This window comes from Nonomuraea sp. NPDC049695 (genome assembly GCF_040674955.1).
Taxonomy (GTDB): domain Bacteria; phylum Actinomycetota; class Actinomycetes; order Streptosporangiales; family Streptosporangiaceae; genus Nonomuraea; species Nonomuraea helvata.
On sequence record NZ_JBFANV010000077.1, the window covers coordinates 12,172 to 25,583 of the forward strand.

The following is a 13,412-nucleotide window of genomic DNA, read 5'->3' on the forward strand; positions in this document are numbered from 1 at the left end:
CCCGGGGCGGGGGGCGTACGAGATTGCCAAGTTTTTACCCGCGAACCGGCCAGTACTCGTCTCTGAGCAGGCGCTTGTAAAGCTTGCCCGTCGGGTGGCGCGGCAGTGCCTCACGGAAGTCCACCGATTTCGGGCACTTGTAGTGTGCCAGACGCTCGCGGCAGTACGCGATCAGCTCCGCCTCCAGCTCCGGGCCCGCCTCCGCCATGGACACCGGCTCGACCACGGCCTTGACCTGCTCCCCCATCTCCTCGTCCGGCACCCCGAACACCGCCACGTCCGCCACCTTCGGGTGCACCGACAGGACGTTCTCGGCCTCCTGCGGGTAGATGTTCACACCCCCAGAGATGATCATGTACGAGCGGCGGTCGGTAAGGTAGAGGAAGCCCTCGTCGTCCAGGCGGCCGATGTCGCCGAGCGTGGTCCAGCCCTTGCCCTGGGGGTCCCGCGCGGAGCGGGTCTTGTCCGGGTCGCCGTGGTACTCGAACCGGCTGCCGTTCTCGAAGTAGACCGTGCCGTCCACGCCCGGCGGCACGTCGTTGCCGTCCTCGTCGCAGACGTGCACGACGCCGAGCAGCGAACGGCCGACCGTGCCCTTGTGCCGGAGCCAGTCCTGGGAGTTGACATAGAGGAAGCCGTTGCCCTCGGTGCCCGCGTAGTACTCGTGGATGATCGGGCCCCACCAGTCGATCATCTGCTCCTTGACGGGGACGGGGCAGGGGGCGGCGGCGTGGACCGCGCACTGGAGGGAGGATAGGTCATACTTTGACCGGATTTTTTCGGGCAGCTTCAGCATCTTGATGAACATCGTCGGCACGAGCTGCGCGTGCGTCACCCCATACCGCTCCACCAGCGCCAGGAACTCCTCGGGGTCGAAGCGCTCCATCACCACCACCGTGGCCCCCAACCGCTGGAACGTCAGGCTGTAGCGCAGCGGCGCGGCGTGGTAGAGCGGCGCGGGCGAGAGGTAGACGCTCTCCGGCGACGGCGCGAAGAGCGCCTGGATGAGACGGAGCAACGCGCCCGGCTCGGTGAGCGGCCCGTGGGTGGAAGGGATCTTGACGCCCTTCGGCCGTCCTGTGGTGCCCGACGAGTACAGCATGTCCGCGCCCATGCACTCGTCATCGACCGGGGTGGCCGGCTGCTCGGCGACCGCCTCCTCGTACGGCTCGAAGCCCTCGGCCACCCCGTCCAGCATCAGCCGCACCTCCACACCGGGCGCGGCGGCGCTGATCGAGCCGGCCACGGGGGCCAGGTCGGCGCTGGAGACGAACGCCCGGGCGCCGCAGTTGTTCACGATGTAGGCCAGTTCGTCGGTCTGCAGGCGCGAGCTGATCGGCGTGTAGTACAGGCCGGAGCGCAGTGCCGCCCAGGCGACCGTCAGGAAGAGCGGGTGGTTGGGGAGCATGAAGGCGATGTGGTCGCCCGGGCGTAGGCCGGCGGCGCGGAACAGGTGGGCCAGCCGGTTCGACTCCTCGTCGAGCTCGCGGTAGGTGATGATCCGTCCGGAGCCCGCCATGATCACAGCGGGCTTGCCGGGGGTGGCGGCTGCGATGGCTCCCGGATACATGAACCGAACACTATTCGGTCGTCCGAGGATCCGGAAGCGTCGGGCACTTCGCAGGGGCCATGGATGGTCGTACTTCTGCTTGACCAACTGCACCCACCTGGGAGGAGGGGGCTCGCTCTCGCGACTCCCGACTGGCTGCCGGGCGACCGTAGCGTATGGGCGGTTGACAAACGCCCCGGACGACGTGCCGCCCGCGATGAGGTGATGGCCGATAGCAGGCCATGAGCCGTTTCCCGATTGCTCGGTGCCTTAGACCCCGTCCATCACCTGTGCGTAACCATACCATTACTCTGCTGGGATCACGGAGCCCTCGTACTTCTGCTTGATAAAGTCCTTGACCTTCGGGTCCTGCAGGAGCTTGCCGAGGGTGACGATGTTGGCGTCCTTCTCGTGGCCGGCCTGGACGACGAGGCCGTTGACGTACGGGTTGCCCTCGGTCTTCTCCAGCACCAGCGCCTGCGAAGCGGGCTTGAGCCCGGCCTCGATGGCGTAGTTACCGTTGATCACGGCGGCGTCCACGTCCTCGAGCGAGCGCGGGAGCTGAGCCGCCTCGAGCGGCTTGAACTGCAGCTTCTTCGGGTTGTCCACCACGTCGCGCTCGGTGGCGGCGGTGCCGACGCCGTCCTTGAGCTTGACCAGGCCGTTGTCGGCGAGCAGCTTGAGCGCGCGGCCCAGGTTGGTGGCGTCGTTGGGGACGGCCACGGTCGCGCCTGCGGCCAGCGCCGACACGGAGGTGATCTTCTTGGAGTACAGGCCCAGCGGCTCCAGGTGGACCGGCGTGACGAAGGTCAGCTTGGTGCCCTTGGAGGCGTTGAAGTCGTCAAGGTAGGGCTTGTGCTGGAAGAAGTTCGCGCTCAGCTGGCCCTCGTCAAGCTGCACGTTCGGCTGCACGTAGTCGGTGAACTCCACGACCTCCAGCTTCAGCCCGGCGGCCGGGGCCAGGTTCTGCTTGACGAAGTTGAGGATCTCCGCGTGCGGGACCGGGCTCGCGCCCACCTTCAGCACCGTGTCGGCCGACTCGGCCGTCTTCGTCGCGGATTGCGACGTACCGCATGCGGCGAGCGACAAGGCCAGCGCAACAGCACCCGCTATATAACGAAATTTCATGATTTTTCCTTACTTGTGAGAAAGGCGCCGGGCGACCCAGTCGCCCAGGCTCTGCAGGAGTTGCACGATCACGAGGAGCAGGACGACGGTCACGATCATCAGCAGCGTCTCGAACCGCTGGTAGCCGTACCGGACGGCGAGGTCGCCCAGGCCGCCGCCGCCGAGCGTGCCCGCCATGGCGGAGTAGCCGATGAGCGCGACGACGGTCACGGTCAGGCCCGCGACCAGCCCGGGCAGCGCCTCGGGCAGGAGGACCTTGCGCACGACGGTGGTCCGGCTCGCGCCCATGGCCTGCGCCGCCTGCACCACGTCCGCGCCGACCTCCCTGAGCGCCGTCTCGACGAGCCGGGCGTAGAACGGCACCGCGCCGACGGTGAGCGGCACGACGAACGCGGCCGTCCCGATGGTCGTCCCGACGACGACCCTGGTGAAGGGGATGATCGCGATCATCAGCACGATGAACGGCAGCGACCGGCCGACGTTGACCACGAAGCCGAGCCCCGACTTGAACGCCGGGAGCGGCCGCAGCCCGCCCCGGTCGAACACCACCAGCGCCACGCCGAGCGGCAGCCCGAGCAGCGCGGTGAACAGCGTCGACCAGCCGACCATCTGCGCCGTCTCCAGCGTCGCCGGCCAGAGCAGCGGCAGGATCTCGTCCCAGGTCATGAGCCCTCCTTCGTCGGTCTCATGACCAAGGTGCTGTGCTTATCGATGACCTCGACAAGCTCGGTCATGTGCCCTCCACCTCTACGATCAGCCCCGCGTCGCGCAGGTACGCCAGTGCCGCGGCCGAGTCGGCGCCGTCGAGCGCGACGCGCAGGCGGCCCACCGAGCCGCCCGCGAGGTCCTCGATCGAGCCGCCGAGGATGCTCAGGTCCACGTCGAACTTCCTGACGACCTCCGACACCACCGGCTGCCGCGGGTCGCCGGTGAACGTGAGCGTCACCGAGCCGGCCGGGGCGGGTTCGGGCAGCGGGAAGATCTCCCTGGTCAGGCGGGATCCCGACGTCTTGATGAGCTCCGCGATGGCGCCGGACTCCTCTATGCGGCCGTTCGCCATGATGGCGACCGAGTCGCAGACGCTCTTGACGACGTTCATCTCGTGGGTGATGAGCAGGATCGTCAGGCCCAGCTCGGTGTTGAGCCGCTTGAGCAGGGCGAGGATCGACTGGGTGGTGGCCGGGTCGAGCGCGGAGGTGGCCTCGTCCGACAGCAGCACGGCGGGGTTGCCCGCGAGTGCCCTGGCGATGCCGACGCGCTGCTTCTGGCCGCCGGAGAGCTGGTTAGGGCGGTCCTTGCCGCGGCCCTCGAGCCCGACCAGCTCCAGCAGCTCGGCGACGCGCCGGTCGCGCTCGGCCCTGGGCACTCCCATGATCTCCAGCGGAAAGGCGATGTTGCCCGCGACCGTGCGCGAGTTCAGCAGCGCGAAGTGCTGGTGGATCATGCCGATGCGCTGCCTGGCGCGGTTCAGCTCGGCGCTGCGCAGCGCGGTCAGGTCCTGCCCGGCGACGGTGACGGTGCCCGCGCTGGGGCGTTCGAGCAGGTTGACGCAGCGCAGGAGCGTGCTCTTGCCGGCGCCGCTCTGACCGAGCACGCCGTAGATCTCGCCTTCGCGCACGTGCAGGTCGACGCCGTCAAGTGCGACGGTGTCCCCGTACTGCTTGCGCAGGCCGGAAGCCTGGATCACGGATTATCCCCACGACTGAGAGCGGCCCGTCGGGGGCCGCGGAAACGTACATCACCGGAAGAAAGCGCGTGGCGTCAGCGCGTGCCGGGGTGGAAGGGCAGGTGGCTCAGCCTGCGCAGCACGAAACTTGGTGCGATCATGTGGAGGGGCTTTCGACGAGAACGGGGCAGGGCGGAGGGTCGCTTCAGCGGCTCAGCATTCGGCCCGGACAACACACGGCGTTCTCTGTCACGCCTGTCCTAACGAGATCTTTACTCGGCTCCATTCCTGATGCGCGGTGTGAGTTGACTCACTTCTCCTCGATGATCTCCCAGCCGTGCGGCGGGACCTCCCCGAGGCCGGGAAAGCGGTGCGGCTCGTCACCCACGTTGAGCAGGAGCGTCATCCCCGCGCCGGAGCGCAGTACGGCGGCGGTGCCGGTGAGGTGTTCGACGGTGGTGCGCGCGGTCGCCGCGCCCTTGTGGCGCCTGCGCGCGCCGATGAGGCGCTGGTGCGTGCGGTAGACGGACCGGCCGTGCGGCGCGAGCCCGGCGGGGGTGTCGGGGAAGGCGGGTCTGATCGCGTCGTCGCCGCCTTCGCGCTCCTCCTTCAGCCCCTGGAACGCCTGCTCGTCGCCGTAGTACACGCTCGGCACACCGCCCACGGTGAACAGCACGGCCAGGGCGTGCCCGAGGTGCCGGGGGTCGTCGAGCCTGGTCGCGAGCCTGGTGACGTCGTGGTTCCCGGCGAACGTCTGAGGCGTGAACGTCTCCAGCATCCGGTTGTGCCGGTCGAGCGCCCAGGCCAGCTCGAACAGGTTGCGGTCGTTGAGCGAGCTCCAGATCGCCTTCCACAGCTCGTACTGGGTGACGGAGTCGAGCCCCGACCGTTCGACGTAGTCCGCGTAGTCGCCGTGGATGACCTCGCCGGAGAACCAGGCGTCCGGGTGGCGTTCGCGCACGCCGGGCAGCACCTGCGCCCAGAAGCCGGCGGGCACCGCGTACGCCGCGTCCAGTCGCCACCCGGCCGCTCCCCTGCCGAGCCAGTGGTCCATGACGGCCGTCACGTGCTCGCGCACGGCCGGTTCCGCGTGGTCCAGCACCACGAGGTGGTGGTGCCCTTCGAACGTCTCGAACTCGCCGGATTCCGGCCGGCGCCTGAGCCAGCGCTGCCCGGCGGGGAACGAGCGGGCCACGTGGTTGAACACGCCGTCCAGCACGATCCGCAGCCCGCGATCGCGTGCCTGCTCGACGAGGTGGTCGAAGTCCCGCTCGTCGCCGAGGCGGGGGTCGATCGCGAAGTGGTCGACGGTGTCGTACCCGTGCGTCTCGGAGGCGAAGATCGGCCCCAGCATGATCGCCGAGCAGCCCAGCTCGACCGCGTAGTCCAGCCAACCGGCCAGGTGCCGCAGCGGGCGCGGCCGGCCCGCGCCGAAGCCGAGCGGGTAGACGTGCCAGAAGATCGCATGTTCAGCCCACGGCGGCACGAAGCGCCTCCTTCTTCCGTAGGTAGGGCGCACAGGCCAGTCCGAGGGCGATCGCGCAGCCGATCGCCGTGTCGGCCAGGCGGTAGCCGAGCGTGGCCGGTGACACGTGGCCCATGAGCAGCAGGACGAGCGGGGTCATGACGGTCGCGTACATGGTGTAGTTGCGCTCCTTGAGCGCCGGCCTGGCTGCGGCCAGCGCGGCGACGAGCAGTACGAGCAGCCATGAAGGCGGTACCCACAGCAGCACGGCTGATCCCGCGATCACTCCGGCGGCGGTGCCGGCGGCCCGCTCGAGCGACCGCCGCGCCGATCCGTCCGATCGCCGCCGGACGAGGATCACCACGGTGACGGCGATCCATGACGCGGTCGGCTGGGGCCACAGGAGCCCGACGGCCTCGGCGGCGGCGAGGCACGCGGTCAGGCGGATGGGGTGCTGCCATCCGTGTGCGCTCCCCAGCGTCCCCCACCAGCGCCGCAGCAGCGCTCTCGCCGTGGGGGCCGGTCGAGCGGCGGGTGTGTGACCTTCTTGGGCGCCGTAGCGGGTGCGTCTCACGTGGACGCAGAGCGCGGTGACCAGCAGGCCCCAGGCCGCTCCCTCGGCGAACAGCACGGCAGCGGCGACCGGCTCGACGCCCTTCGCCGCGCCGGTGCTGATCACCATGAAGACGATGAGGCGCGTGCTGTGCTCGGCCATGGGCCGGCTGATGCCTCCTGCCGTCGCGAGCACGCCCGCGACGAGCACGACGGCGACCGCGGTCAGCCACCCGCGCCCCGCGACAGCGACCCCGGCGAACCCCGCCGCAGCCGTTCCCGCCACCACGGCGGCTCCCTGGGCCAAGGCGCGGCAGAGGCGCGCACGCGGGCCCCCGTTCAGGGAGACACCGTTCACGGCCAGGGCTCCGAGGGCGGCCAGGGCGCCGAGCGCGGGCCGCCCGGAGGCGACACCCCACGCGACCGGCCCGGCGAGCCCGAGCGCGGCGGCGACCATGGGCCGGAGCTCGATCCGCATGCGGCACCTCCTCTCGACGCGGGAGCCTACCCCACTTTCCTACGCATTGCGTAGCAACTTGCGGCTATAAGCCGCTTATGTCGGGGCAATTAGTAAGTGCTATCGTAATAATCATGGACGACGAGGAGCTGCGTGCCACAGCCGTGTCACTCCGCCGGGCGACCATCGGCCTGGCGAGGCGGCTGCGCGACGAGCGGCCCGCGCACGGTCTCGGCCGGCTGGCTCTCTCCCTGCTCGGCCACCTGCACAGGCGCGGCGCGCTGACGGCGGGAGAGCTCGCCGCCGCCGAACACCTCCAGCCCCAGTCCGTCACCCGCGTGCTCGCCTCGCTGGAGGAGCAGGGCCTGATCCGCCGGTCGCGCGGCGAGACCGACCGCCGCAGGCACCACATCGTCCTCACGGAGCGCGGCGCCGCGGCGCTCACCCAGCAGGTCGGCACCACGGATCTGTGGCTGGCCGACGCGATGGCCCGCAAGCTCACCCCCGCCGAGTGCCGCATCCTGGCAGTGGCGGCCGACCTGCTCGACCAGCTCCAGGCGTGAGGGCTACTGGCGGTACGGGTCGCGCAGCGGGGTGACCCGTTCGGCGAAGTCCGCCTTGATCCGCTCCATGCGCGGCCCTGGGGCGTAGAAGCGGCCCTTGGTCTCACCGTAGGGCCGCAGCCATCCCTTGGCGGCGAGATCGCGCAGGTCGCGAGCGGCCTGCCCCTGGCTCAGGCCTTCGTCGGCCTGGTAGCGGCTCCTGCGCAGGCGCCTGTTGACGAACACCTCGTAGAGCGCGGAGACGGTACGGCTGTTGAGCCCGTCGGCGTCGACCTGTTCCTCCAGGAGCATCCAGATCTCTCCGGCTTCGGCGAGGCGCTGGCGGACCCGCTGGGCCTGCATGTGATGCGCCTTCAGACAGAACCGCACCCACGGCAGCGTGTCCCCGTGGGGGCTCCATCGCCGCCTGCCGACCTGGCCCAGCACGTCGTAGTAGTCGAGCGTGACACGCTGCTGGCCGAGCCACTCCTCGATGGAGCAGAACTCGGGCAGCAGGATCTGCTCGCGGCCGAGGACAAGCGTCTGCAGCGCTCGGGACATCCGGCCGTTGCCGTCACGCCACGGGTGGATCTTGACGAGGTTGAAGTGGGCCATGGCGGCCCGGACATAGCCGGGGGCGTCCAGGTCGCCCTCGTTGAGCCATACGACCAGCTCATTCAGCGCGCCGGGCACCAGCTCGACGTCGGGGCCCTCGTAGACGACCTCTCCCGTGTCGGAGTCGCGGATGTAGATGGCTCCCGGCCGGATGACACCCGGTCCCTTGTTGCGGTGGTGACCGATGACCATGAAGTTGAGCGCGTTGAGCAGCCCGACGTCGTAGCGGAACACCGGCGCCCGCGACAGCACCTGGATGTAGGTCAGTGCCTGCTGGTAGCCCGCGATCTCCTGAGCCACCGGCGCGGACGTCTCCAGGGGCTCCTCCCCCGCCATGATGGACTCGATGTCCTCGACGCTCGCGCGGTAGCCCTCGATCGAGTTTGAGCCCTGGATCGCACGCGCCTGCAACTGCCTGCGCAGCTGCCCGTCCCACCGATGCGTCTCGGCGAGCCGGTATTTCAGGTCGCGCCGCATCTCCTCGATCTCCTCGAGGACACCCTTGTCCACGGCCTCGAGCACCGGAGTCCCGTACAGCATGCCCACATAACAGCATGGACGAATCATCCAGTCAAGCGACTGAATGATTCGTCCATTTATGCCGCAATTAGGCGGCTACCGTGGAGGCGACCTGCGCCGGGGTCAGCGCGATGTCGAGAACCTCGCGCACGTCGCTCACCGCGTGGATGGTCAGCTCGTTGCGGACCTCCTCGGGCACGTCGTCCAGGTCCGGCTCGTTGCGGGCCGGGATGAGGACGGTGGTGATGCCCGCCCGGTGAGCCGCCAGGAGCTTCTGCTTGACGCCGCCGATCGGCAGGACCCGCCCGGTCAGCGAGATCTCACCGGTCATGGCCACGTCGCCGCGTACCAGCCGGCCGGACAGGAGGGACGCCAGCGCGGTCGTCAGCGTCACACCGGCCGAAGGGCCGTCCTTGGGCACGGCGCCCGCAGGGAAGTGGACGTGTACCGAGCGGTCCTTCAGCGCGGTGACCGGCAGCTCCAGCTCCGCCCCGTGCGAGCGCAGGTAGGACAGCGCGATCCTGGCCGACTCCTTCATCACGTCGCCCAGCTGGCCGGTCAGCGTGAGGCCGGTCTCGCCGGTCTCCGGGTCGGCCAGGGACGCCTCGACGTACAGGACGTCACCGCCGGCGCCGGTGACCGCCAGGCCCGTGGCGACGCCCGGCACCGAGGTGCGCTGGGTGGCCTCGGGCAGGGACGACTCCGGCACGAACCGCGGCCGCCCGATGTAACCCACGAGGTCGTCCTCGCCGACCGTGACGGGCAGCTCGTCCTTGGCCGCCACCTTGCGCAGGATCCTCGCGACCGCGCGCTCCAGCGACCGGACGCCCGCCTCGCGGGTGTACTCGGCGGCCAGCTTGCGCAGCGCGTCGTCCTCGACCGTGATCTCCTCCGCGGTCAGGCCGGCCAGCTCCCGCTGCCTGGGCAGCAGGTGGTCGCGGGCGATCGCGACCTTCTCGTCCTCGGTGTAGCCGTCGAGCGTGACGACCTCCATCCGGTCCAGCAGCGGTCCGGGGATGGCCTCGAGAACGTTGGCCGTGGCCAGGAAAAGCACGTCGGACAGGTCCAGCTCGACCTCGAGGTAGTGGTCGCGGAACGTGTGGTTCTGGGCGGGGTCGAGCACCTCCAGCAGGGCGGCCGTCGGGTCGCCGCGGTAGTCGGCGCCGACCTTGTCGACCTCGTCGAGCAGGACGACCGGGTTCATCGAGCCGGCCTCGCGGATGGCGCGGACGATGCGGCCGGGCAGCGCGCCGACGTAGGTGCGGCGGTGGCCGCGGATCTCGGCCTCGTCGCGTACGCCGCCGAGCGCGACCCGGACGAACTTGCGGCCCATCGCGCGGGCCACGGACTCGCCCAGAGAGGTCTTGCCGACCCCGGGAGGACCGGCGAGGGCCAGCACGGCGCCGCTGCGGCGGCCGCCCACCACGCCGAGGCCCTTGTCCTGGCGGCGCTTGCGCACGGCCAGGTGCTCGATGATGCGGTCCTTCACATCCGACAGGCCCGTGTGGTCGGCGTCAAGCACGCCCCGCGCGCCGGTGATGTCGTAGTTGTCCTCTGTACGGGTGTTCCAGGGGATGTCGAGCACCGTGTCCAGCCAGGTGCGGATCCAACCGGTCTCGGGCGACTGGTCGGAAGTCCGCTCCAGCTTGTCGACCTCCTTGAGCGCGGCCTCGCGGACCTTCTCCGGCAGGTCGGCGGCCTCGACGCGGGCCCGGTAGTCCTCTTCCTCGGTCTCGGTGTCGCCGTTGAGCTCCTTGAGCTCCTTGCGCACGGCGGCGAGCTGCTGGCGCAGCAGGAACTCCCGCTGCTGCTTCTCCATGCCCTCCTGGACGTCCTTGCGGATCGTCTCGGCGACGTCGAGCTCGGCGAGGTGCTCGCGGGACCATTCGACCAGCTTGGCCAGCCGGTCGGCGGGGTCGGCGGCCTCGAGCAGCTCGACCTTCTGCGCCGTGGTCAGCCACGGGGTGTAGCCGGAGCTGTCGGCCAGCACCGAGGGGTCGTCGATCTGGTTGACCTGGTCGACGACCTGCCAGGCGCCGCGCTTCTGCAAGATCGTGGTGGCGAGGGCCTTGTACTCCTTGGCCAGCTCCTGGGCGCGCTCGCCGGCGGCGACGGTGTCGATCGTGTCGGCCTCGACCCACAGTGCGGCGCCGGGACCGGTCGTGCCGGTGCCCACGCGAACGCGGTCGACGCCCCGCACCACAGCGGCGGGCTCGCCGCCGGGCAGCCTCCCGACCTGCTCGACCACGGCCTGCACGCCGATGGCGCCGTAGCGGCCGTCGATGCGGGGAACGAGGAGGACCCGCGGCTTGTTGCCACCGGATGCACGGGCCGCGTCGATGGCAGCGCGCACCTCGGAGTCGGACAGGTCGAGGGGGACGACCATGCCCGGCAGTACGACCTCGTCGTCCAGCGGCAGGACCGGGAGGATCAGACTCTCACTCATGCGAACTCCAAAGGGTTGAGTTATACCGACTCAATTCATTGGAGCCCGGCATTGTTCCCTCTCTTGCTGATGTTCGCTCACGGCGATCGTAATCTTGTAAGCCATACCTGAGGGTGATGCTCTGGATCAGACCGTGGAGTGACGCCGTCCCGGGGCCGCGTCCGTAAGCTTGACCAGGTGATCTCCGTCCCCCGTCCCCGCCGCCTGAGGGGCGGCCGCGTGCCCGGCCAGGACGACCCCGGCGGGCAGGAGACACTGCCTGAAGAGGATGTCCTCAGATGGTGGGAGCGCGCGTTCGGCCGGGGCGGCAGCCGGCTCAAGCGGGTGGCCGCGGCTGCCACGCGGCCCCTCGGCATGGCGTTGTTCCAGGGTGACGCCGATCCGCCCCCACGATCGCGGCGGCTGACGTTCAGGACGCCGCGCAGGCTCCGGCCGGCGATCCCGTTCGGGAGCTTCAGCCTGGTCCAGGTGGCCGACGTCGTGCTTGCCCTCGTCACGTTCGGTCAGACGGTGTCGTTGATCCTGGCCTGGAACGCCGAGGCGGCCCGCGCCCACGCGCTCAACCCGGTCCTGGCCGGGCCAGTCTCGGACCTGTTCGCCTATCTGACCGCGATCGGGACCTCGCTGCCGATCGCCCTGCGTGACCGCTGGCCGCTGGCCGCCTGGCGGCTCGCGGCCATGCTGCTGCCCGTCGGCGTCTGGGTGTGGACCACAGTCGGCGACATCAGGCCACCCGCCGCGACCCCCGCCTTCAGCGACTACGGGCCGCCCTATATCTTCCCGACGGTCCTGATGTACCTGCTGGTCGTCTACTCCGTCGCCGTCCGCTGCGACCGGCGGATCACACTGGGGATCTGGTTCATCACGGTCGTGGCGGCCTGGATCATCCATCCCGATTCGATGGCTGTGGTCACGGTCGCGGTATCAGTCGCGATGTTGTTCGGCTACAACGTACGCATGCGGCGCAGCGCCACGGCCAGGCTCCTCGAGGAGGAGCGGCGCTCCCGCGAGGCCGAGAGTGCGCAGGCGGTGCTGGAGGAGCGGGCCCGCATCGCCAGGGAGCTGCATGACGTGGTCGCGCACCACATGTCGGTGATCGCGATCCAGGCGGAGGCGGTGCCGCTCAAGGCCAGGGGCGATCCCGCGCAGCTGGAGGCAGGGCTGGCGGAGATCCGCGGGCTGTCGCTGGAGGCGATCGCCGAGCTGCGCCAGGTCCTCGGCGTGCTGCGCGACCAGGACGGCCGCGCTGACACTGCGCCCCAGCCAGGGCTCGACCGGCTCGAGGAGCTGCTCTCCAATGCCCGGGCCGCCGGACTGGCCGTGCTCGTCGAGCGCTCCGGCCCGATCGGACTGCTGCCGCCCGCCGTGGGGCTGTCGGCGTACCGGATCGTGCAGGAGTCGCTCAGCAACGCGATGCGGCACGCGCCCGGAGCGACGGTGACGCTGGACATAACGAGAATGCGGGACCAGCTGCGGCTGCGGGTCGCCAACGGCCCGGGCACCGCTCCGGGCTCGGCACCGGGGGGCGGTCAGGGCCTCGTGGGCATGCGCGAACGGGCGGCGCTGCTCGGCGGCTCGCTCGCCGCCGGTCCGGTAGAGAGCGGAGGCTTCGAGATATGCGCGACGCTGCCGCTCACGGACGACGTGGAGAATGAGCAGGAGGCCGCCCCATGAGCCGCGCCCGCCGCCCGAAGGAGGCTTCTCGATGAGGCGCGCCCGCAGATCGCAGACGAGGAAGGCCAGGCGACCGAGATGATGACGCGCGGGCGACGCCGTTGGCCGGCGGCGGAGAGGAAGAGGGCTTGATCCGGGTTCTGATCGCCGATGACCAGGGGATGGTGCGCACGGGATTCACCGTGTTCCTGAGCGGGCAGCCGGACATCGAGGTCGTGGGCGAGGCGGCCAACGGGCGGGAGGCCGTGGAGCGGGCGGCGGCGCTGAGTCCGGACGTGGTGCTCATGGACGTACGCATGCCGGTCATGAACGGCCTGGAGGCGACCAGGGAGCTCCTGTCGCGCAAGACCGGGCCGAAGGTGCTCATCCTGACGACGTTCGATCTCGACGACTACGTGTACGCGGCGCTGCGGGCGGGGGCCAGCGGATTCCTGCTCAAGGACGCCTCCGCCGCGCAGCTGGTGGAGGCGGTGCGGGTGGTCGCAGCCGGGGAGGCGCTCATCGCTCCGGCGATCACCAAGCGGCTCATCCACGAGTTCGCCAAGCTGGGCGGGCCCCGTCCGACGGCGGGGCCGCGACTGGCCGAGCTGACCGAGCGGGAGACGGAGGTGCTGACGCTGATCGCCCAAGCGCTGTCCAACCAGGAGATCGCGGAGAAGCTGTTCGTGGCGGAACAGACGGTCAAGACGCACGTGGGGCGGGTGCTGATGAAGCTCGGGCTGCGCGACCGCGCCCAGGCGATCGTCTTCGCCTACGAGACCGGCCTCGTCCGCCCGGGCGAGTGACCTCGAGACGGCCC

At 70.1% G+C, this 13,412-nt stretch carries 11 protein-coding genes; 3 read left to right on the forward strand and 8 right to left on the reverse strand.

What is annotated here, in order from left to right:
- Positions 1–34: 34 nt before the first annotated feature.
- The 6 genes from AB0J64_RS43060 to AB0J64_RS43085 form a co-directional block, all read right to left on the reverse strand.
- Positions 35–1,570, reverse strand: a complete 1,536-nt coding sequence (locus AB0J64_RS43060; protein ID WP_364041219.1) for an acyl-CoA synthetase — start codon at positions 1,568–1,570, stop codon at positions 35–37.
- Between the two features lie 285 nt (positions 1,571–1,855).
- Complete coding sequence (locus AB0J64_RS43065; protein WP_364041221.1) at positions 1,856–2,677, reverse strand: MetQ/NlpA family ABC transporter substrate-binding protein; 822 nt, start codon at positions 2,675–2,677, stop codon at positions 1,856–1,858.
- Positions 2,678–2,686: 9 nt separating this feature from the next.
- The gene (locus tag AB0J64_RS43070; RefSeq protein WP_364041223.1) at positions 2,687–3,343 is read right to left on the reverse strand and encodes a methionine ABC transporter permease; all 657 of its coding nucleotides are present in this window, start codon (positions 3,341–3,343) and stop codon (positions 2,687–2,689) included.
- A gap of 64 nt (positions 3,344–3,407) precedes the next feature.
- A complete protein-coding gene (locus AB0J64_RS43075) occupies positions 3,408–4,364 on the reverse strand; it encodes an ATP-binding cassette domain-containing protein (RefSeq protein WP_364041225.1) in 957 nt (318 codons plus the stop codon).
- 289 nt (positions 4,365–4,653) lie between these two features.
- Entirely contained in the window at positions 4,654–5,829 is a 1,176-nt protein-coding gene (locus AB0J64_RS43080) for an alpha-amylase family protein (protein WP_364041227.1), read from the reverse strand.
- Positions 5,813–6,838, reverse strand: coding sequence for an FUSC family protein (locus AB0J64_RS43085; RefSeq protein ID WP_364041229.1), 1,026 nt, complete (start codon positions 6,836–6,838; stop codon positions 5,813–5,815). The genes AB0J64_RS43080 and AB0J64_RS43085 overlap by 17 nt, the downstream gene beginning before the upstream one ends.
- A gap of 113 nt (positions 6,839–6,951) precedes the next feature.
- Here AB0J64_RS43085 and AB0J64_RS43090 point away from each other — a divergent pair, with 113 nt between their 5' ends.
- Entirely contained in the window at positions 6,952–7,380 is a 429-nt protein-coding gene (locus AB0J64_RS43090; RefSeq protein ID WP_364041231.1) for a MarR family transcriptional regulator, read from the forward strand.
- Positions 7,381–7,383: 3 nt separating this feature from the next.
- Here AB0J64_RS43090 and AB0J64_RS43095 read toward each other — a convergent pair whose 3' ends face one another.
- Positions 7,384–8,514 carry a Fic family protein gene (locus AB0J64_RS43095; protein ID WP_364041233.1) on the reverse strand — a complete coding sequence of 377 codons (1,131 nt, stop codon included), beginning with the start codon at positions 8,512–8,514 and terminating at the stop codon, positions 7,384–7,386.
- Positions 8,515–8,581: 67 nt separating this feature from the next.
- Positions 8,582–10,939 carry an endopeptidase La gene (gene lon / locus AB0J64_RS43100; protein ID WP_364041235.1) on the reverse strand — a complete coding sequence of 786 codons (2,358 nt, stop codon included), beginning with the start codon at positions 10,937–10,939 and terminating at the stop codon, positions 8,582–8,584.
- A 177-nt stretch (positions 10,940–11,116) separates the two neighbouring features.
- Between lon and AB0J64_RS43105 the strand changes: the two genes are divergently transcribed.
- Positions 11,117–12,613: a sensor histidine kinase gene (locus AB0J64_RS43105; RefSeq protein ID WP_364041237.1), complete on the forward strand. Its 1,497-nt coding sequence runs from the start codon at positions 11,117–11,119 to the stop codon at positions 12,611–12,613.
- Positions 12,614–12,741: 128 nt separating this feature from the next.
- The gene (locus tag AB0J64_RS43110; protein ID WP_364041239.1) at positions 12,742–13,398 is read left to right on the forward strand and encodes a response regulator transcription factor; all 657 of its coding nucleotides are present in this window, start codon (positions 12,742–12,744) and stop codon (positions 13,396–13,398) included.
- The last annotated feature ends 14 nt before the right edge of the window (positions 13,399–13,412 follow it).

Bases quoted from the DNA above. Each gene is read 5' to 3' on its own strand.
- AB0J64_RS43060 (WP_364041219.1), bottom strand. From the start codon at position 1,570: ATGTATCCGGGAGCCATCGCAGCCGCCACCCCCGGCAAGCCCGCTGTG.
- AB0J64_RS43065 (WP_364041221.1), bottom strand. From the start codon at position 2,677: ATGAAATTTCGTTATATAGCGGGTGCTGTTGCGCTGGCCTTGTCGCTC.
- AB0J64_RS43070 (WP_364041223.1), bottom strand. From the start codon at position 3,343: ATGACCTGGGACGAGATCCTGCCGCTGCTCTGGCCGGCGACGCTGGAG.
- AB0J64_RS43085 (WP_364041229.1), bottom strand. From the start codon at position 6,838: ATGCGGATCGAGCTCCGGCCCATGGTCGCCGCCGCGCTCGGGCTCGCC.
- AB0J64_RS43090 (WP_364041231.1), top strand. From the start codon at position 6,952: ATGGACGACGAGGAGCTGCGTGCCACAGCCGTGTCACTCCGCCGGGCG.
- AB0J64_RS43095 (WP_364041233.1), bottom strand. From the start codon at position 8,514: ATGCTGTACGGGACTCCGGTGCTCGAGGCCGTGGACAAGGGTGTCCTC.
- lon (WP_364041235.1), bottom strand. From the start codon at position 10,939: ATGAGTGAGAGTCTGATCCTCCCGGTCCTGCCGCTGGACGACGAGGTC.